Origin of the sequence: Streptomyces sp. BK79 (assembly GCF_044142145.1) — a bacterium.
In the GTDB taxonomy this organism is placed as follows: domain Bacteria; phylum Actinomycetota; class Actinomycetes; order Streptomycetales; family Streptomycetaceae; genus Streptomyces.
Genome location: NZ_JBHVOC010000025.1, coordinates 72,392 through 92,344 on the forward strand (window position 1 = coordinate 72,392; position 19,953 = coordinate 92,344).

Sequence of the window (19,953 nt, forward strand, 5' to 3'; positions counted from 1 at the left end):
CGTCAGCGCTCGCCCACGCCTCGCCCCTGGACCCCGCTGTTCGCGTCGACGATCCGGCGGGCGAGGTCGCGCAGCTTGACGTTCTCCCGCTGCGAGGCCTTCACCAGGGAGTCGAAGGCGCCGGCCGCGTCGATGTTCAGCCGCTCCATGAGGATGCCGGTCGCCTGGCCGATCAGGTCCCGGGTGCGCATGGCCTCGGTGAGCTGCTCGCGCACGGTCGCCGAGTCCAGGGCGAGGGAGACGTGCGCGGTGAACAGCCGGCCGATGCGGGTGGCGTCCTCGTCGAAGGCCTGCGGCTCGCGGGCGTAGGCCGTCAGCACGGTCAGGCGGCGCCGGTCGGCGCGCAGCCGCAGGGACAGGGCCGAGCGCAGGCCGAGGTCGCAGAGGGCGTTGCCGCCGCCGTCGGTCGCGCTGTCGTCTATGCGGACCACGGGCGTGGTCCACAGCCGCTCCCAGTCCGGGTGCGGCTCCCGCCCGCCGCCGTGCCGGGGCTCGGCCGCGAAGCGCACGGCCTCGTCGGTCCAGGCGAGGGCGCGCAGCCGGCTGCCGCGCTGGATCTCCGAGATGCCCGCGTGGTCGGCGCCGGGCAGGAGCCGCACGGCCAGCTCGACCGCGGCGTTCAACGTGTCGTCCGGGGTGCCCGTTCCGTGGAGTCGCCGAGCCGCCGCCGTCAGGGTTTCGGCCAGCTCGAAGCCCACCGGAAAACGCGGCAAATCAGTAAATTCGGACGCAGCCACCACGAACCTCTTCGGCATGCGCGGCCTCACGGCCGTGCGCAGGAGAGCTCCGCAGCACATTCCCGACTGCGAGCACAGGACGAACAGCACTTTAGCTGCTTGGTTGCGTGCCGGTGACGTCCGCCCGAAGGAGCGGCCGGCCGCCTTTCGCGCCCCGTCACCGGCGTGGTGGAATGGCGTCCGGGTCAGGAAGCGGCCTCGACCGGAAGCCGGCGGACGTCTGTCAGGTGAGTGTGACGTGACCTTCCTCCCCCAACCGTGCGAGCCGTGTGATCCCCCCGGCTGCGCCGTACTCGCGATGCCCCCCGAGATCGACTTCTGCAACGCCTCGGGACTGCTGCCCCTGATCACGGCCGCGGTGGACCACCACGCAGACGGCCTGCGGTTCCTCGTCCTGGACCTGACCGCGACCCGGTTCATGGACTCCCAGGGCGTGCGCCTCCTGGACGCCGTACGCCGCCGGCTGCCGCGCCGGGCCCGACTGCACCTGGTGGCCGCCCCCAAGGGCGTGCCCAGCCGCGTCCTGGAACTGTCCGGACTGCGCCGGGACGTGCCGGTGTACGACAACCTCGCGGAAGCGCTGCATGCGGCGACCGTCCCCGGCGGCGGGGCGGGGGGCGAGAGCGCCGCCTAGGCTGGCGGCATGGCACCGAACATCGCGACGAACACCCGTGTCTCCCTGGACGAGTTGCTGGACTTCGTACGCCCCCGGCACCGGGCGATCCTGCTGACCCGGCGGACCGACGGTGGTCCGCAGGGATCGCCGCTGACCTGCGGCGTCGACGACTCCGGACGGATCGTGGTCTCCACCTACCCGGAGCGGGCCAAGACGCGCAACGCCCGGCGCGACCCCCGGGTCGGCCTCATCGTGCTGAGCGACGAGTGGAACGGCCCCTGGGTCCAGATCGACGGCACGGCCGAGGTCATCGACGCGCCCGACTCGGTGGAGCCGCTCGTGGAGTACTACCGCACCATCGCCGGCGAGCACCCCGACTGGGACGAGTACCGGCAGGCCATGGTGGACCAGGGCAAATCGCTCATCCGGGTGACCCCGGATCGGTGGGGCCCGGTGGCGACCGGGGGCTTCCCGGCGCGCCTGGCGGCGGACGACTGAGGGCGGAGGCGCGAAGGCGCGGAGGCGCGAAGGCGCGGAGGCGCGAAGGCGCGGGCCGGTCAGCTCCGTTCGACCATCGCCTCGATGCCGGCCACCAGGAGGTCCAGCGCGAACTCGAAGTCCCGGTCCAGCATCTCCGCGACCGTGTCGCCGCCGCGGGCGGACATGATCTTCCGGGACTCCTCGATCACGTCTGCGGTGTCCGGCGACTCGGCCACCGCGCTCATGGACGCCTGGAAGTAGTCGTCCACGCTCAGGCCGCTGGCCGCCGCCCGGGCCAGGAGGTGGCCCTCGACGGTGCCGTAGCCGTAGACGAACTGGAAGACGGCGGAGATCGCGCCGGTCAGGCGGTGCGCGGGCAGACCGCTGCGGCGCATGACGACCTGCACCGCCCGGGAGAAGGCCAGCGAGTGCGGCCCGATGTTCAGGAAGGTGCCGGTCAGCTGGGACACCCAGGGGTGGCGCACCAGCAGCGAGCGGTGCTCCCGGGCCAGCGTGCGCAGCCCCTCGCGCCAGTCCTCGCCGGTCCGCGGACCGGGCCGGCCCAGCTCGCCGTAGACCGCGTCCAGGGCCAGTTCGAGCAGCTCGTCCTTGGTGTCGACGTACCAGTAGACGGACATCGCGGTGACGTTCAGCTCGGCGGCCAGGCGGCGCATGGAGAACTTGGCCAGGCCCTCGGCGTCCAGCAGCCGGACCGTGACCTCGGTGATCCGGTCCCGGTCCAGTCCGGACGGCTGCCCACCGCGCCGCCCGCTGCGGCGGCCCTCGTCCGCCAGCCAGACACTGGCCCGCGGCCCCTGCCGCCCTGCCTTCGCCATGCGCACCTGCCTCGGTCTCTCGATTGCCGGTCATGCTAAGCGCCGCCGAAGGGGCGTGGACCGCGTCGATGCGCGGCCCGCCGCGCGACCTCTCAGGCGTCCTGCTTCTCGGCCCGGCGCAACAGCACCGCCGCCACCACTCCGCCGGTCAGCACGGCCACCGCGCCCACCAGCTGGCTGCTCTCCAGCCCGGAGGAGAACGCGTCGACGACCCCCTGACGCTCCGCCTCCCCGTCCGCCGAGGCCAGCGCCGCCGGCAACGACGTCGCCGCGACCGGCACCAGCGCGGTGAAGCGCGAGTTCAGGACCGCGCCGAGCACGGCCACCCCCAGCCCGTTGCCGAACTCCGCCAACGTACCGTTGATGCCCGCGCCGACCCCCGCCTTGGCCGGCGGGATCGAGCTCATGATCGCGTGCGCCATGGCCGGGTTGCCGAGCGCGCAGCCCACGCCGATCAGGAGCAGGCCCAGCAGCGTGCCCGCGTAGCCCTCGCCGGTGAGCGTGGCGATGGCCACCAGGCCCGCCGACATCAGCACCATGCTCAGCAGCACCGCCACCGGCGTGCCCAGCTTGGCCAGCCACTTCGCCGCCACTCCGGAGAAGTTCAGCAGGACCACCGTCAGGGCCAGCGGCGCGGTCCGCAGCCCGGCCTCCAACGGGCCGTATCCGAGCACGAACTGCAGGTGCTGGGTGAGCAGGAAGAGCGCACCGCCCATGCCGAAGGTGATCAGCACCAGCCCGGCCACCGCGCCCGTGAACCGCTGGTTGCGGAAGAAGGCCAGGTCGAGCATGGGGAAGGGGATGCGGCTCTCCCAGTACGCGAAGAGCGCGAGGACGCCCACCGCGACGGCCGCCGTGGCCAGCACCCTGCCCGACGCCCAGCCGTGCTCGGGGCCGGAGATGATCGCGTAGACCAGCGCGGCCATGCCGATGGTGGAGAGCACGGCACCGAGCAGGTCGGGACGGTCGCCCTGCCGGTTCTTCGACTCGGGGACCAGGGTCACGACCGCGACGAGGCCGAGGGCCACGACCGGCAGGTTGATCAGGAAGATCGCTCCCCACCAGAAGTGGTCGAGCACGACACCGCCGATCAGCGGCCCGCAGGCGAAGCCGAGGGCGCTCACCGCGCTCCAGACGCCGATCGCCTTGGCGTGCTCCTCGGGCGCGAAGATCTGCATGACCACGGCGAGTGTGGTGGTCAGCAGCAGCGCGCCGCCCACGCCCATGCCGGCCCGTGCCGCGATCAGCTGGCCGGTGGTGTCCGCGAGGCCCGCCGCCAGTGAGCCAAGGCCGAACAGGGCGAGGCCCGCGGCCAGCATCTTCTTGCGCCCGTAGCGGTCGGCCGCGCTGCCCGCGGTGAGCAGCAGGCCGGACTGCACCAGCGAGTAGGCGTTGATCATCCACTGGATGTCGGAGGTGGTGGCGCCCAGTTCGTCGGTGAGCGAGGGGATGGCCACGTTCAGCACGGTGTTGTCCAGCACCACGGTCAGCTGGGCGAGGCTGATGACACCGAGGATCAGCCAGCGCTGCGGGTGGCCCTGGACCGGGGGCGCGGTCCGCGCCGGCTCCCGGCCCCTTTCCTTTTCCTGTTCGTGGGAGGACGTCGTCATGCTGTACAGCGTATAGGGAGTCCCATACGCTGTACAGCGGAGCGTCGGCGGCCGGTCAGGTCGTCGGCCGGGCGAGGTCGTAGAACGTGGCCGAACCGACCGTGACCTCCTCGAAGTTGGCCTCGACCCACGACGCGATGCGCGAGGAGGTGCCCGAGTCGCCGCCCATGCCGCCGGCGCCGGCGCCTCCGATGAAGTAGTGGATCTTCCCGTCGGCCACGTACTTCTTGAACTGCTCCAAGGTCGGCGACGGGTCCGTGCCGTTGAAGCCGCCGATCGCCATCACCGGGTCGCCGGTGCCGAGCTGGTAGCTCGCGGCGTTCTGGGCACCGACCGCGGCGGCGACCCAGGTGTACCGGTCGGCGTCGGTCTCGAGCAGCTTCCTGGCCTCGGAGTCGACCTGGGCGCCGTTGAGCAGGCCGCCCATGCCGCCGCCTCCCGCCGTACCGCCCGCGGGACCGCCTTCGCCGGTCCGGCCGTCGGGAGCGGTCTGGCCGTTCCCGTTCCCGCCGCCGCCCGGGTTCCGGCCGGGTGCGGCACCGGGGAAGCCGCCGTCGCCGGGACCGCCCTGCCCCTGACCGGGCGCGTTCCCGCCGCCCGGGAAGCCGCCGCCCCGGCCACCACCACCGCCACCGCCCGGGCCCCCCATCATGCTCGCCCCGGCCGGACCGGCCGTGACGATGGAGCCGCTGTGCCCTTCCCCCACGGTGCTCAGCGTGTACGCGGCCGGCGCGGCCAGCGACGCCGCGAGGCCCAGCCCCGCCGCCGCGAGGGCGGTCCGCCGGCCCAGTCGCCCGGCGAAGACGAGTCCGAGCGCGGCGAGCAGGCCCCCGGCCAGGACCGGCCACTTCAGCCAGGGCAGGTAGTCGGGCGTGCGGCCGAGGAGCACGTACCCCCAGGCCGCGGTCGCCGTGACGGCGGCGGCGAGGGCGAGGGACGCCCAGATCCGCTCGCGCCGCTCCCACAGCGTGGCCGCGCCCATGCCGATCACGGCGGCCAGGTAGGGGGCGAGGGCCACCGTGTAGTACTGGTGGAAGATGCCCGCCATGTAGCTGAAGACGGCCGTGGTCGTCAGCAGCGAGCCGCCCCAGACCAGGAAGGACGCGCGGGCCGGGTCGGTGCGGCCGCCGTGCCGGGTGGCGACGAGGCCCGCGACGAGCAGGACCAGGGCGGCCGGGAGCAGCCACGAGATCTGACCGCCGATCTCGGCGTTGAACATCCGGTCCCAGCCGGTCTCGCCCCACTGCCCGCCGCCGCCCCCGCCGCCCCCGCCGCCGACGCTGCCGGTCTCCTCGCCGTTGAGCCGGCCGAGACCGTTGTAGCCGAAGGTCAGCTCCAGGAAGCTGTTGTCCTGCGAGCCGCCGATGTACGGGCGCGACGACGCCGGCCACAACTCGACCACCGCCACCCACCAGCCGCCGGAGACGGCGATCGCGGCGGTGGCCAGGGCGAGTTGTCCGAGCCGCTTCCTCAGCCGCACCGGCGCGCAGACCCCGTAGACGGCGGCGAGGGCGGGCAGGACGAGGAAGGCCTGGAGGGTCTTGGTGAGGAACGCGAAGCCGATCGCGACGCCCGCCCACACCAGCCACCTGGTCCGGCCGTCCTCCAGCGCGCGGACGACGAGGTAGCAGGCGACCGACATCAGCAGCGCCAGCAGCGCGTCCGGGTTGTTGAAGCGGAACATGAGCGCCGCGACCGGCGTGAGCGCCAGTACGGCCCCGGCGATCAGCCCGGCCGCGGGGCCGGACCGGCGGCGCACCGCCGCGTACACGACGGCGACCGTCGCGACGCCCATCAGCACCTCGGGCACGAGGATCGACCACGAGCTGAGGCCGAAGACCCGGACGGCCAGGGCCATCGGCCACAGCGCGGCGGGGGGCTTGTCGACGGTGATGGCGTTCGCGGCGTCCAGCGAGCCGAAGAAGAACGCCTTCCAGGACTGGCTGCCCGCCTGCGCGGCGGCCGAGTAGAAGGAGTTGGCGTAGCCCGAGGCGCTCAGGCCGTACAGGTAGAGCAGGGCGGTGGCGAGCAGCAGGCCGAGAAGGGCCGGGCGCGCCCAGCGGGGGTCCCCGGGGCGCCCCCTCCACAGTCCGTCGTACGTCGTCATCGTCCGTCCCCCGGGTCGGTGTCGGCGCAGGGCACCGGCCGCAGCCGCTCGGTGACGCCGCTCCGGGGGTGGTACGGACCCGGACCCTGACGTTCCGTCACCTGGACCGCGCGCGGGGCGGGCAGTGAGGGCCGCGCGTCCGGGAACACCCAGGCGCGCAAGAGCAGGAAGCGCAGCACGGTCGCCGCGAGGTTGGCGGCGATCAGCACCGCCAGCTCGGTGGAGTGGCCCGGGTCGGATGCCGCCGCGTTCAGGGCGGCGAGCGAACCGGCGGTCAGCACCAGGCCGATGCCGAAGACCACCAGCCCCTGCGCCTGGTGCCGCACGGCGCCGCCCCTGCCCCGCACCCCGAAGGTCAGCCGCCGGTTGGCGGCGGTGTTGGCGAGGGCCGAGACCAGCAGGGCGAGCGCGTTGGCGGCCTGGGCCCCGGCGAAGTGCCGGAAGCCGCTGTAGAGCAGCAGGTAGAAGAGGGTGGACAGGACGCCGACGACGCAGAAGCCGACGAGCTGCCGGGCCAGCCCCTGCGGTACGCCCGCCAGCTCCCGGTCGCGCGGGTCGTCACCGAACGGCCGGGCCAGCCGGTCCAGCGGCAGCGAACCCGTGGCCAGCGCCTTGCCGACCCGCCACACGCCCTTGAGGTCCTCGGTCGCCGTCCGCACGATGTGCACGGTGGAGTCGGGGTCGTCGACCCAGTCGACCGGCACCTCGTGGATGCGGCAGCCGGCCCGCTCGGCGAGCACCAGCATCTCGGTGTCGAAGAACCAGCCGGTGTCCTCCACCAGCGGAAGCAGCACCCGGGCCACGTCCCGGCGGATGGCCTTGAAGCCGCACTGCGCGTCGGAGAAGCGGGCCTGGAGGGAGCCGCGCAGGATGAGGTTGTAGGAGCGGGAGATGAACTCCCGCTTGGCGCCGCGCACCACCCGGGAGCTGCGGGCGAGCCGGGAGCCGATCGCCAGGTCGGAGTGGCCGGATATCAGCGGGGCCACCAGCGGCAGCAGCGCGTTCAGGTCGGTGGACAGGTCGACGTCCATGTAGGCGAGGACCGGGGCGTCGGAGGCCGACCAGACGGTGCGCAGGGCCCGGCCCCGGCCCTTCTGCTCCAGCCGGACGGACCGCACCCGCGCCAGCTCCGCCGCCAGCCGCGCGGCCACGTGCCCGGTGGCGTCGGTGGAGGCGTTGTCCGCGACCGTGATGCGGAAGGCGTACGGGAACGTCCGCGTGAGGTGCTCGTGCAGGCGCAGGACGCACGGCCTGAGGTCCTTCTCCTCGTTGTAGACGGGGATCACGACGTCCAGGACGGGCGTACCGGCTCCCGCGGCCGGGAGAGCCGGGAGGTGCTCCCGCGCCGGCAGGGAGCCGGGAGAAGAGTCGGTTCGCATGGGACCGACTCTTCTCAAGTCCCCTGTCGCACCCGTGTGGTGAGGCTGTGGCGTGCCTGTGAGTGCCGGGGCCCGCTCGCGGCGGCGGGCAGGTGCAGGGTGAAGACCGTCCGTCCCGGGACGCTGTCGACGGTCACGGCACCGCCGTGCGCGGTCGCCACGGCCTGCACGATGGCGAGTCCGAGGCCCGTCGAACCGTGGGCGCGCGAGCGGCCCGAGTCGCCGCGCGCGAACCGTTCGAAGACGTGCGGCAGCAACCCGGCCGGGATGCCCGGCCCGTCGTCCTCGACGTCCACGCACAGCCACGCCCCGGCCGGCCGCACCCGAGCGGTGACCGTCGTCCCGGGCGGGGTGTGGCTGCGGGCGTTGCCCAGCAGGTTGACCAGCACCTGCTGGAGCCGGGCGGCGTCCGCCGACACGCACGCCGGTTCCTCGGGCAGGTCGAGCCGCCAGTTGTGGTCGAGCCCGGCCGCGCGGGCGTCGCTGACGGTGTCCACGACGAGCGGTACGAGATCGGTCCGCCCGAACTCCAGCGGGCGCCCCGCGTCCAGGCGGGCGAGCAGCAGCAGGTCCTCGACCAGCAGGGTCATCCGTCCGGCCTCGGACTCGATGCGGCCCAGCGCGTGCCGGGTGTCGGGGCCGACCTGCTCCCGTCCCCGGCGGGTGAGTTCGGCGTAGCCGCGGATGGAGGCGAGGGGCGTGCGCAGCTCGTGGCTGGCGTCCGCGACGAACTGCCGTACCCGCGTCTCGCTCTCCTGGCGGGCGCGCAGCGCCCCGTGCACGTGGTTCAGCATCCGGTTGAGCGCCGAACCGACCCGGCCGACCTCGGTGTGCGGGTCGCACTCGGACTCCGGGACGCGTTCGTCGAGGTTGACCTCGCCCGCGTGCAGGGGCAGTTCGGAGACGCGGGTGGCGGTGGCGGCGACCTTGCGCAGGGGACGGGTGGCGACGCCGACGATCACGAGCCCGGCCAGGGAGGCGGCGACGAGGCCGGCCGCGGTGACGCTGGCCTCGACGAGGATCAGCGTGCTGATGGTGCCGGTGACCTCGGCGGTCGGTACGGCGGCGTAGTAGCCGTCGCGGTACTCCACGCGGTACTCGCCGAGCCCGGGGACGTCGGCGGTGTGTGTCCCGCCGTCCCGCTCCACGCCGGCCAGCGCGGCCCGCTGCGTCTCGTCGAGGGAGACCGCCGTCAGGCCGCTGACGTCGGTGCTCCCCTGGTCCTTCCTGCCGTACGCGGCCTCGACGACGACACCGCCCCGGACCTCGGCGACGATCGTGCCGCGCGGCTGCGGGCCGCGGGTGACGAACGCGTCGAGGTCCATCCGCGGCGGCCCCTCCTCCCCGCCGCCGGCCTCGGGGAGACCGGGCGGCCCGAACCCGGACACCCGCCCGGCGACCTCCCGCACCTGCCCGTCCAGCTGCTCGTACAGATGCGACCGCAGCGCCACCGTCGTCACCGTGCCGATCACCGCGCACACCACCGCGATCAGCGCCACCGACGCGACGACGAGCCGCGTCCGCAGGGTCCGCGGCCGCGGTCGTCGCCGTCCGCTCATGAGGCCGCGGGCTTGATCAGGTATCCGGCACCCCGCCGGGTGTGGATCATCGGCTCGCGTCCGGCGTCGATCTTCCGGCGCAGGTAGGAGATGTACAGCTCGACGACGTTGGCCTGCCCGCCGAAGTCGTACGACCACACCCGGTCCAGGATCTGCGCCTTGCTCAGCACCCGGCGCGGGTTGCGCATCAGGAAGCGCAGCAGTTCGAACTCGGTGGCGGTGAGGTGGATGCCGTCGCCGCCGCGGGTGACCTCGTGGCTGTCCTCGTCGAGGGTGAGGTCGCCGACGACGAGGACCGAGTCGGAGCGCCGGTCGGCGGCGCCGGAGCGGCGGATGAGTCCGCGCAGCCGGGCGACGACCTCCTCCAGGCTGAACGGCTTGGTGACGTAGTCGTCCCCGCCGGCCGTCAGCCCGGCGATACGGTCCTCGACCGCGTCCTTGGCGGTCAGGAACAGCACCGGCACGTCCGGCAGGTCGCGGCGCAGCCGCCCCAGCACGCTCAGGCCGTCCATGTCGGGCAGCATCATGTCCAGGACGACGGCGTCGGGCCGGAACTCACGCGCGGCCTGGACGGCCCCGTGCCCGTCCCCCGCGCTGCGGATCTGCCAGCCCTCGTACCGCAGGGCCATCGACAGCAGTTCGGTGATGGACAGCTCGTCGTCCACCACGAGCACCCGGACGGGGCTCCCGTCCGGCCTCAGCAGTTCGGTGCGCCCCTGGGGCGAGGTCGTGGTCATACCGGACACGATGTCGGGGGGCTCTGAGAGCACCCTTTCCCCAGGCTGTGATTTCCCTGAGAAACCCACAGGAGGCTCTCAGGCCCCGCCCTGGCCGCCCGCCCGCCGGACGCCCGACCGACCGCCCGGCCGACCGTCCGGCGGGTCGCCGTCAGCGCACCGGCAGTCCGAACAGCCGGGCCGCGTTGTCGTGGCACACGCCCCGCAGCCACGCGTCCCCGAGCCCGAGCCGCTCCAGTGCCCGCAGTTGGTGCGGGTACGGGTAGGGGATGTTGGGGAAGTCCGTCCCCAGCAGGACGCGGTCGCCGAGCGCGGCCAGCCGGGGCAGGGCCCGCCGGGGGAAGGGGGCGAGCCGCTCGCTGAAGTCGGTGAACGCCATCGTCGTGTCCAGCCGTACCTCGTCGTACCGCTCGGCGAGGTCCAGGAAGTCCTCGTACTCGGGCATCCCCATGTGCGCGACGACCAGCCGCAGCCGGGGATGGCGGGCCAGCACCCGGGCGACCGGCTCGGGCCCGGTGTGCTTGCCGGGCGCCGGCCCGGACCCGCAGTGGATCACGACCGGCACCCCCGCCTCGGCGAGCAGCCCCCACGCCCCGTCGAGCAGCTCGTCGGCCGGGTCGTACGCCCCGACCTGGACGTGCGCCTTGAAGACCCGCGCCCCGGCTTCCACCGCCTCGCGGACGTACGCCTCGACGCCGGGCTCCGGGAAGAGGGTGGAGGTGTGCAGGCAGTCGGGGGTCCGGCGGGCGAAGTCCACCGCCCAGCCGTTCAGCCACGGGGCCATGCCCGGCTTGTGCGGGTACAGCATGGCGGTGAAGGCCCGCACCCCGAACCGCCGGAGCAGCGCCGTGCGTTCGTCCTCGTCCTGCCGGTAGGTGATCGGCCACTCGACCCCGCCGGTCAGCGGGCCGAGGGCGTCGAAGTAGCCCCAGACCTTGCGCAGCACGCGCTCGGGCATGAAGTGCGTGTGCACGTCGACCAGCCCGGGCAGCCCCAGCCCTTCCCAGAACCGGCGCACCGCTCCGGCCTCGTGATCACTCATGGGGCCACGATCGCGCCCGGCACCTTGCCGAGACAAGGGCTCAGAACAGACCGTCCTGCACCCCGGCGGCCCCCTTGAACGCGCGCACGGGCACGGCGCAGGGCTCACCCTCGGCCGACACCAGCTCCCACCCCGTCATCAGCCGGGTGTCGAGCACGACGACCCCGCGCTCCGTCGCCAGGTGCAGGTCCGGCCCGGCGACCGCCACCAGCTCACCCCCGACCGCGCCGCCCGCCACCAGCTCGGTCACCTCCCCCACGGGCGCCGAACCGCCGTCCTCTCCCCCTTCGAGCCCGAAGACACCCAGGTGATCCACTCCGGCGAACGGCGCCGGCGTCAACGACTCCGGCCGGCCGCCGAGCGCCACCGCCCGGGCGTGCAGCTCCGCGATCTCGGCGGCCCGCTCCTCCGGCGAGCCGGGCAGCCCGGCCCGCACCGCCCGCTTGTGCGCGTAGGGGATGCGGTCGGGCACCCCCAGCGCGGCCCGCAGCAGCTCCTCGGTCCGCCGCGCGGCCATCAGGGGCCCGTGGCCCAGCCAGCTGAAGCAGACGGCCCCCTGCTCCAGCAGCCGGGCGGACCCCCGCTCGTACGCGGTGATCCCCACCTTGACGAGCCCCGGGCCGAACCACGCCAGGTAGACGCGGTACGGCCGCGGATCGTCCGCGATCGTGTCGGCCGCGACCGAGTGCGCCCGGTCCAGCCGCGCGCACTCCTCGCACCGCGCCCCGGTGCTCCGCCCCGGCACACCGGCCCGCACCGGGCACGCGTGCCCCCGCGCTCCCACACACGTCCGCACACCCCCCTCGGCGACCCCGAAGGCCACCCTCTTCCCCCGGACCAGCGCACTGCGCCGGCCCCCGACCCACGTCAGCACGGGACCGTCCGCCGCCCACCGCAGCCCCGAGCACTTCCATGCCTGTGCCATCTCCGCCGAGCGTAGAGGGCGCCACTGACAACGCCGGGGCGGGCACCGGCCGGGAGCCGGTGCCCGCCCCGGACGTACCGTGTGGGCATGAAGCCGAGCGAGCCGCCCGAGACGATGTGCCCCGAGCGGCTGCTCATGGAGCACGTCACCAGCCGCTGGGGCACGCTCGCCCTGATCGCGCTGCTGGACCGCTCCTACCGCTTCAGCGAACTGCGCCGCCAGATCGGCCGGGTCAGCGAGAAGATGCTGGCCCAGACCCTGCAGACCCTGGAGCGGGACGGCCTGGTCCACCGGGACGCCAAGCCCGTGATCCCGCCCCGCGTCGACTACTCCCTCACGGACCTCGGCCGCGAGGCCGCCGAACAGGTCCGGGGCCTCGCCCGGTGGACGGCACGGCGGTCGGCGGCGGTCGAACGGGCCCGCGAGGCGTACGACGCGTCGAAGGCGTGACCCACCGCCGCCCGCCGCCGGGTCACGGCTTGAGCACCGCCTCCATGACACCGCGGGCGATGGGCGCGCCGAGGCGGCCACCGGAGATGTCCGAACGGGAGATGTCCATGTCGGTCGGGTCGATGAAGACGGCCACCGCGACGGAGGACCCGTCGTCCTTCTTGCCGTAGGAGACGAACCAGCCGTACGGCACCTCGTCGTCCACGTTGACACCGCGCTGCGCGGTACCGGTCTTGCCGCCGACCGTGATGCCGTCGATCTGGGCGCGCTGGGCGCTGCCCTCCTTGGCGGTGAACTCCATCATCTGCTGGACCTTCTGCGCGGTCTCGGCGGAGACCGCCTCGCTCATCAGCGCGGGCTCGGTCTTCTCCAGCGTGCCGAGGTCCGGTCCCTTGACCTCGTCGACGACGTAGGGCTGCATGAGCTTGCCGTCGTTGGCGAGGGCGGCGGTGACCATGGCCATCTGCATCGGCGTACTGGTGAGGCTGCCCTGTCCCATACCGGTGAGCGCGGTGCCCGGCTTGTCGAGGTCCTGGGGGTAGAGGCTCTTGGTGGCGAGCAGGTCGCCGAAGTCCTCGGAGTAGACGTCCTCGTTGAAGCCGAACTTCTCCGCCGTCTCGCGCATCTTGTCCTGGCCCAGCTCGGCCGCGGCGTCGAGGAAGACGTTGTTGCAGGAGTACTGCATCGCGACCTTCATCGACGCCTTGTTGCAGACGGCGTCACCGGCCTCACTGCCGATCTTGTTGCTCGCCTGCGGCAGCTTGTACGGCGACTCGGCGTCCGTGCGGGCGTCGATGTCGGTGACGGCCCCGTGCTCCAGGGCGGCGGCCGCGGTGAGGATCTTGAAGGTGGAGCCCGGCGGGTAGGTCTCGCGCAGCGCGCGGTTGGCCAGCGGCTTGCTCTTCTGCTTGTCGAGCGCCACGAAGCGGTCGGACTCCTTGAAGGTGCTGCCCGCGAACGCCGACGGGTCGTAGGACGGCGCCGACACCATCGCCAGCACCTTGCCCGTCGCCGGGTCCAGCGCGACGACTGCGCCCCGCGCGCCCTTCAGGTCGGTCAGGCCCTTCCAGGCCGCCTTCTGCGCCTTCGGGTCGATGGTGGTGACCACCGATCCGGCGCGCCGTCCCTCACCGCTGACGACGTCGGCGAACCGCTGGAAGGCCAGCCGGTCGTCCTTGCCGGTCAGGATGCCGTCGTAGGTCTTCTCCAGCAGCGTCATGCCCTGCGCCTGCGACGCGTACCCGGTCACCGGCGCGTACATCGGCCCGTCGGTGTAGGTGCGCTTGTACTTGAGGTCGGTGCCGTCGACCTCGGTGGACCCGGTGATGGCCCGGCCACCGACGATGATGTCTCCGCGCGGGGTGGCGAACTGCTCGATCTGCACCCGCCGGTTCTTGGTGTCGGAGGCGAGTTCCGGCGCCCGGACGTACTGCAGCCAGTTCGCACGGATCAGCAGGCCGAGCACCAGCAGCCCGCAGAAGATCGCCACGGCCCTCAGCGGCTTGTTCACCGGATGCCTCCGTCGAGGCTCGGCCGGTCGGCGGTCGGCCTGTTGGGTATGGAGACGTGTCGTCGCAACATGAGCACACCCTAGACACAGTCCCCGGCGGCCATCACTGGGCGGTGCGGCCTTGCTACGCGCTTGCGACAGACCTGTGCCGCGCCCGGCCCGGGCGATCGACAACGACGACAGAGGCCCCGGATTTCTCCGGGGCCTCTGTCTCATGTGCACTCGGCAGGATTCGAACCTGCAACCTTCTGATCCGTAGTCAGATGCTCTATCCGTTAAGCTACGAGTGCTTGTCTTTTCAGTTTTACCGCCGCTCCCGGCCCTTCCGGCCCGCTCGCGGCGACAGGAAGAACATTACATGACTGCCGCCGTCATGTGAAATCCATTGGCCTCACCCGTTGTGACCTGCGCAAACGCGCTTCGGGCCGACAAGGGGGGAGTCCGGGGAAGCCCGAGGGAAGTCCGGGGAAACACCGAAGCCCCGGCCGTCGGGCCGGGGCTTCGGTGATCAGTGCGGAGGCGGAGGGATTTGAACCCTCGATGGGCTTTAAGACCCAAACCGCATTAGCAGTGCGGCGCCATAGACCGGACTAGGCGACGCCTCCAGACAACATCACCCTTCGCGTGCGAGCGCGAGTGGCGCGTGCCGATGATGACACAGTTGAGCGCGCTGTCACCAATCGACCCCCACGGTACTAGGCGGGCGGGCCGCAGGGCAAAGCCCTTACGGCGTGGCCGGCAGGCGGGGAGGCGGAGAGGCGGGCGCGCAACGTCCGGCGGGCCGGCGCGTTAGTCAGGTCATGTTCCAGGTCTCCCGCCTTCCCGCCGCCCGCCTCCTCGGCGCGGCCGCCCTGTCCCTCGCGAGCCTCGCCGCGCTGTCCGCCGCCCACCCGGCCACGGCGGCCGGCGTCGGCGCCCCGGCCGTCGACCACCTGACCGTCACCGTCCGGGACGCCGGCGCCGGCGCGGACGGGACGTACGAGCTGTACTGCCACCCCGCCGGTGGCGACCACCCCGACCCGGCGGGCGCCTGTGCCGTCGTCGACGGCAACACGCGGTTCGGTCAGGACACCTTCGCCCCCGTGCCGGCGGACAGCTCCTGCACCATGCAGTACGGCGGACCGGCCACCGCGCACATCACGGGCACGTGGGCCGGACGTCCCGTCGACGTGACGTACGACCGCCGCGACGGCTGCGAGATCTCCCGCTGGGACCGCATGGTGCCGCTGCTGCCCGAGGTGGGGGCGCCGGAAGGGCCCTAGCCGGTCCCCGCGCGGGGGCGGCGCGGGCGGCGCGCGGGGCACCCGGTCACACGTTCTACGTCACTTCCTCGTGCGACCTCCGTCCCATCCCACGCCGCCCGCGGGGCCCCAGCGCTTAGACTCCCTCGCGTGACACGGCTGCGGGCCGGTTGGCAAGATGGCCCAGGCGGTCGGCAAGTGCGGTAACAGGAGGGAAGCGTCTCGTGAGCAGCAGGCCATCCCGAGGCGCTGCTCGCCTCGCAGCAATACTGGACGCTCTGCCCGACGCGTTGGTACTGGTCAACGCCAACGGCACCGTCGTCAACGCCAACACGATCGCCCTGGAGGCGTTCGAGACTCCGGGCACCGCCCTGGTCGGGCGCGGGCTGCTTGATCTGCTGCCGCAGTTCGACTCGCGGCTCATCCCCGGTTCCATGCGGCGGCCGGACCACGTCGATCCGCGGGCGCGCACCAAGCCGACCCGCATGGTCGCCCGGCGCACCGACGGCTCCGAGTTCCCGGTCGAGGTCACCAGCGCCAACCTGGAGACCGGCCAGCAGGCCTACGACACCTACGGCTACACCGGCGACGAGCTGCTGATGCTCGTCGTCCGCGACCTCTCCGGCACCGTCGACACCGAGGCCGAGCTGGCCCGGTCGCAGCGGCAGACCGAGATGATCCTGCGGGCCGCCTCCGAGGGCGTCGTCGGCACCGACACCGACGGACGGATCGTCCTCGTCAACCCGGCCGCCGCCCAGATACTGGGTTACCGGGCCAGCGACCTCGGCGGCCGTGAGCTGCACACCCTCGTCCTGCACTCGCGGGCCGACGGCTCCCCGTTCCCGTACGACGAGTCGCCGCTCGCCGACACCCTGCGCTCCGGACGCAAGCACCGGGTGCGCGGGCAGGTGCTGTTCTCCAAGAGCGGCGACCAGGTGCCGGCCGACCTGACGACCGCGCCCGTACGCGACGGCGACCAGCTCGTCGGCGCCGTGATGACCTTCACCGACCGGCGGCCGTACGACGCGCTGGTCAAGGAGCACGAGGACGCGGAACGGCGGCACGCGGAGGAGCTGGAGCGGCTCGCCGAGGAGCACGCCTCCGAGCTGACCGCGCTGCGCCAGCAGCACGTGACCGAGCTGGAGGAGCTGCGGGAGAAGCACGCGGAGGAGGTCGCCGCCGACGCGGACCGCTACGCCGCGCTCGGTGAGCGGGAGAAGGACCGCTACGAGGCGCTCGCCGCCCGGCACGAACAACTGCTCACCCTGCTCGGCGGTTCCCTGCGCGGCCCCCTGGACGAACTGCGCCAGGAGCTGGCCGCCCTGGCCGCGGACGACGCCGGGCAGTTGTGGCCCGAGGCCAACCAGGTGCTGCACCACCTGTCGGCCGGTTACTCGCGCATCACCACCCTCATCGACAACGTCCTCGGCTACCAGCGCCTCGACGTCGGCAACGAGAACGTCGTCCGTACGAAGGTGATGCTCGACGCCGTCGTCGCCTCCGGAGTCGACGGGGCCGTGGAGCTGATCGGGCCGGGGCGGGTGCAGTTCGCCGTGCACGCGCCGCCCATCGAGGCCGAGGTCGACCCCCGGCTGCTGGCCACCGCGCTCGCGCACCTCGTCGCGGACGTCGCGGGCGTCGACGCGACCGGCAACTCGCCGGTGTCGGCGACGGGCGGCTACCTGGACAACACCGTCGTGGTCGCGGCGGCGCAGCGCGGTGAGGTCGTCCGCATCGAGGTGCGCGGGCCGTACGCCGGGGGAGACCCGGTGCACGAGCCGATCGTGCGCGGGATCGTGCGGGCCCACGGCGGCGTGCTCCAGACGCACGAGGTGCCCGGCATGAGCGGCAGCGCGTACGTGCTGGAGGTGCCGATCGGCGGTGGGGCGGGGGCCGTCCCTGGGCAGCTTCCGGCGCAGGCCGACCCGCAGGCGCAGGCGCAGGTCCAAGCGCAGGCGCAGGTCCAGGCTCCGGCTCCGGCTCCGGCCGGGGAGGGTGAAGGCGGTTCGGGTGCGGGCGGCGTGCCGGCGCTGCCGGAAGCGGTGTCCGGTGGCGGGCGGCGACGCGCCCGGCGGGCGTCCGTCGACTCGTTCCTGGAGAGCGAGGTCGCGGGAGCCGAGGTCGCGGGGACCGGTTCCGAGGGCAGCGGTGGTGCTGCCGGTGCCGGTTCCGGTGCCGACGGTGGGAGTGCCGCACCGACGGGACGGCGCAGGCGGCGGGCGGCCCAGGCTCCCGAGGCGGCCGGCCCGGCCCCGGCCCCGGCCCCGCAGGAGCAGGTCCGGGCATCCGTCCCGCTTCCGGTTCCGGCGCAGGCGGCGCCCGGCGAGGGGTCCGGCGGCACCGGGCGCCGGCGCGGGCGGCCCGCGGAGGACGCGCGCGGCGAGGGCGCGGTCGCCGGGGTGTCCGAGGGCGCCGTCGTCATGGCCGGCGAGCACGGCGGAGGCGCCGCGGCCTCCAACACCGGCCTGGGCGGGACCGTACCGCCGCAGGGCGTGCCCGGGCCCGACGGCCGGCGTGCCCGGCGCGACGGTGGTGAGCAGCAGGCGCTGCCCGCCGCTCTGCCCGCGCAGGCCGGCGAGACGGACCCGGCCGACGCCGGCCGGCCCACCGGGCGCCGGCGCCGCGCGCTGGCCTCGGCCAATGAGCGTGCCGCCGCGCAGGAGGCGGCGCCGCGTCAGGTGTTCGCCCTGCCGCCCGCCGACGCGGACCGTCCGTCCGACGCGGCGACGGACCCGCACGTGACCGCGCCCGGGGCCGTCCACGGGGCGGTGGAGGCGCAGGGTCCGGCAGGAGCGGCCGACGCGTCCGTGGCGGTGCCCGGGGAGCAGGCCCAGGTGCCTGGCCCTGCGGTCGCCGGCGACGCGCCGCTCGACGCCGGCCGCCACGACGCCGTACCGCGCGACCAGGCCGACGACCACACCCCGCCGCAGCCGCACCCGACGGAGGCGCCCACCGGACGCCGGCGCCGGGCCGACGCGGGCCGGCCGGACGGGGAAGCGGCGCCCGTACCCGCGCCGGGTCCGGTCGCGCCGGGTCCGGCCCCCCGTGCCGAGGCACCCCAGCCCGCCGGGGCCGCCGCCGACCCCGCCCCTCCCGCTGCCGCGCCCCAGCCCGCCCCGCAGCCCTGGCCCGCCGCCGCGGATGCCACGGTCGCCGGCGCGCCCGCCGCGGTGCCGACGGCACCGGCCCCGGCGCCGTCGGCACCTCAAGCAGGTCAGGCACCTCAGGTACCTCAGGTACCTCAGGCGCCTCAAGCAGTTGCGTCCCCTCAGGCACCTCAGGCAGGCCAGCCGCCTCAGGCACCGGCACCTCACGTACCCCAAGCAGCTCAGAACCCCCAAGCACCCCCCACCCCCGCCCCCGCCCCTCCGGCGCCGACACCCCCGCAGGGCGTCCCCGCCACCACGCCGAGCCGGGGCACCCCGCTGCCGCCCGAGAACGCCCCCGCGCCGACCCCCGTACCCGCACCCGCCCCTCGGGCGGCGCAGCCGCTGCCCGCCGAGGCGTCCGCTCCCGTCGACCCGAACTCGACCCAGGGGCGGGCGATCAGCGTGCGGACGCTGGGCCAGGGCGTGCCGTTCAACCGTCAGGCCGTCCAGGTGCAGCAGCCGTCGGCCACCCCCGCCCCGCACCAGCCGGGCGGTTCGGGCCGGCGCCGGAAGCTGGGCACCCCGCCCGACCCGGCCACCGCGCGCCCGGAGCAGTCGGCCCGTCCGCATCCGCCGGCCGAGCAGCCGCCGGCCGCCGCGCCGCCGAAGACCGCACCGCAACCCCAGCCGCAGGGCCAGGGCACGGAGCAGCCGCCCCTGCCCGGCGGGCAGCCCCGGCGGATGCCGACGGCGGAGGGCGCCGGGCGGTCGTACGCCATAGGCGCACCGGACCGGAACGCCGCCGAAGGGCCCGAGCCGCTGGACGGGCCCGGCGGTGCGGTGGAGGTCGCCGACCCGCCGCGTCCGCAGCCGATGGACGACGAGCTGCCGCCGGAGCCGCTGGACAACCCGCGCCGGCTGCTGGTGTGGCCCGCCCCGGACGTCTCCACGCAGCAGGCGCTCAGCGACCGCGGCTACCGGCCAGTGATCGTGCACTCGCGCGAGGAGGTCGACGCGCAGATCGCGGCGTTCCCCGCCGCGCTGTTCGTGGACCCGCTGACCGGGCCGATCACGCGCACGGCGCTCCAGTCGCTGCGGCAGGCGGCGGTGGCGGCCGAAGTGCCGGTGCTGGTCACGGCCGGCCTCGGACAGGCCTCGCGCGACGCCGCCTACGGCGCCGATCCGGCCGTACTTCTGAAGGCGCTCGCGCCCCGGGACAGCGAGCAGCATCCGCCGCGCGTGCTGCTGATCGAGGAGCACGCCGAGATCGCGCTGGCGCTGACCGCGACGCTGGAGCGGCGCGGGATGCAGGTGGCGCGGGCGGCGAGCGACGCCGACGCGGTGACGCTGGCGGGGCAGTTCCGGCCGAACCTCGTCGTGATGGACCTGCTGCAGGTCGAGCGGCGCCAGGAGGGGCACGCCGGGATCATCGACTGGCTGCGCGCGAACGGGCAGCTCAACCGCACCCCGCTCGTCGTCTACACCGCCGCCGTCGACCAGGCCGACCTGCCGAGGCTGGCCTCGGGCGAGACGGTGCTGTTCCTGGCGGAGCGCTCCACCAGCGGCGAGGTGCAGTCCCGGATCGTCGAGCTGCTCGCCCGGATCGGGACCAACTGACCGCCGGGCGGTGAGCGT

General features: G+C 74.0%; 15 protein-coding genes and 2 tRNA genes. 5 read left to right on the forward strand and 12 right to left on the reverse strand.

What is annotated here, in order from left to right; all coding sequences use genetic code 11:
• Nucleotides 1–2 precede the first annotated feature (2 nt).
• On the reverse strand, nt 3–755 hold the full coding sequence (locus tag ACFIF2_RS28465) for an ANTAR domain-containing protein (protein WP_395576091.1): 753 nt from the start codon (nt 753–755) through the stop codon (nt 3–5).
• Nucleotides 756–975: 220 nt separating this feature from the next.
• On the opposite strand from ACFIF2_RS28465, the gene ACFIF2_RS28470 reads away from it, so the two are divergent.
• Both ACFIF2_RS28470 and ACFIF2_RS28475 read left to right on the forward strand, forming a co-directional pair.
• Complete coding sequence (locus ACFIF2_RS28470) at nt 976–1,371, forward strand: STAS domain-containing protein (RefSeq protein WP_395576092.1); 396 nt, start codon at nt 976–978, stop codon at nt 1,369–1,371.
• A 9-nt stretch (nt 1,372–1,380) separates the two neighbouring features.
• The gene (locus ACFIF2_RS28475) at nt 1,381–1,851 is read left to right on the forward strand and encodes a PPOX class F420-dependent oxidoreductase (protein WP_395576093.1); all 471 of its coding nucleotides are present in this window, start codon (nt 1,381–1,383) and stop codon (nt 1,849–1,851) included.
• Nucleotides 1,852–1,910: 59 nt separating this feature from the next.
• Here the strand turns inward: ACFIF2_RS28475 and ACFIF2_RS28480 are convergent, their stop codons facing one another.
• From ACFIF2_RS28480 to ACFIF2_RS28515, 8 genes are all read right to left on the reverse strand, one after another.
• Complete coding sequence (locus ACFIF2_RS28480; RefSeq protein ID WP_395576094.1) at nt 1,911–2,669, reverse strand: TetR/AcrR family transcriptional regulator; 759 nt, start codon at nt 2,667–2,669, stop codon at nt 1,911–1,913.
• A 92-nt stretch (nt 2,670–2,761) separates the two neighbouring features.
• Nucleotides 2,762–4,279: an MFS transporter gene (locus ACFIF2_RS28485; RefSeq protein WP_395576095.1), complete on the reverse strand. Its 1,518-nt coding sequence runs from the start codon at nt 4,277–4,279 to the stop codon at nt 2,762–2,764.
• A gap of 55 nt (nt 4,280–4,334) precedes the next feature.
• Nucleotides 4,335–6,416 (reverse strand): glycosyltransferase family 39 protein, encoded by a 2,082-nt coding sequence (locus ACFIF2_RS28490; RefSeq protein WP_395576167.1) that lies wholly within the window; start codon nt 6,414–6,416, stop codon nt 4,335–4,337.
• Nucleotides 6,383–7,765: a glycosyltransferase gene (locus ACFIF2_RS28495; RefSeq protein WP_395576096.1), complete on the reverse strand. Its 1,383-nt coding sequence runs from the start codon at nt 7,763–7,765 to the stop codon at nt 6,383–6,385. The genes ACFIF2_RS28490 and ACFIF2_RS28495 overlap by 34 nt, the downstream gene beginning before the upstream one ends.
• A 14-nt stretch (nt 7,766–7,779) precedes the next feature.
• Nucleotides 7,780–9,324, reverse strand: coding sequence for a sensor histidine kinase (locus ACFIF2_RS28500; RefSeq protein WP_395576097.1), 1,545 nt, complete (start codon nt 9,322–9,324; stop codon nt 7,780–7,782).
• Nucleotides 9,321–10,061 (reverse strand): response regulator transcription factor, encoded by a 741-nt coding sequence (locus ACFIF2_RS28505; RefSeq protein ID WP_391971688.1) that lies wholly within the window; start codon nt 10,059–10,061, stop codon nt 9,321–9,323. The genes ACFIF2_RS28500 and ACFIF2_RS28505 overlap by 4 nt, the downstream gene beginning before the upstream one ends.
• Before the next feature lie 151 nt (nt 10,062–10,212).
• Complete coding sequence (locus tag ACFIF2_RS28510) at nt 10,213–11,103, reverse strand: amidohydrolase family protein (protein WP_395576098.1); 891 nt, start codon at nt 11,101–11,103, stop codon at nt 10,213–10,215.
• 40 nt (nt 11,104–11,143) lie between these two features.
• A complete protein-coding gene (locus ACFIF2_RS28515; protein ID WP_395576099.1) occupies nt 11,144–12,028 on the reverse strand; it encodes a DUF2797 domain-containing protein in 885 nt (294 codons plus the stop codon).
• A gap of 87 nt (nt 12,029–12,115) precedes the next feature.
• Between ACFIF2_RS28515 and ACFIF2_RS28520 the strand changes: the two genes are divergently transcribed.
• A complete protein-coding gene (locus tag ACFIF2_RS28520) occupies nt 12,116–12,478 on the forward strand; it encodes a winged helix-turn-helix transcriptional regulator (RefSeq protein ID WP_395576100.1) in 363 nt (120 codons plus the stop codon).
• A 22-nt stretch (nt 12,479–12,500) separates the two neighbouring features.
• Here the strand turns inward: ACFIF2_RS28520 and ACFIF2_RS28525 are convergent, their stop codons facing one another.
• From ACFIF2_RS28525 to ACFIF2_RS28535, 3 genes are all read right to left on the reverse strand, one after another.
• Entirely contained in the window at nt 12,501–13,988 is a 1,488-nt protein-coding gene (locus tag ACFIF2_RS28525) for a peptidoglycan D,D-transpeptidase FtsI family protein (RefSeq protein ID WP_395576101.1), read from the reverse strand.
• A 217-nt stretch (nt 13,989–14,205) separates the two neighbouring features.
• Nucleotides 14,206–14,278: transfer RNA gene (locus tag ACFIF2_RS28530), tRNA-Arg, on the reverse strand.
• 224 nt (nt 14,279–14,502) lie between these two features.
• A tRNA-Ser gene (locus tag ACFIF2_RS28535) sits at nt 14,503–14,593 on the reverse strand.
• A 195-nt stretch (nt 14,594–14,788) separates the two neighbouring features.
• Between ACFIF2_RS28535 and ACFIF2_RS28540 the strand changes: the two genes are divergently transcribed.
• Nucleotides 14,789–15,250, forward strand: a complete 462-nt coding sequence (locus ACFIF2_RS28540) for an SSI family serine proteinase inhibitor (RefSeq protein WP_395576102.1) — start codon at nt 14,789–14,791, stop codon at nt 15,248–15,250.
• A gap of 203 nt (nt 15,251–15,453) precedes the next feature.
• Entirely contained in the window at nt 15,454–19,935 is a 4,482-nt protein-coding gene (locus tag ACFIF2_RS28545) for a PAS domain-containing protein (RefSeq protein ID WP_395576103.1), read from the forward strand.
• The last annotated feature ends 18 nt before the right edge of the window (nt 19,936–19,953 follow it).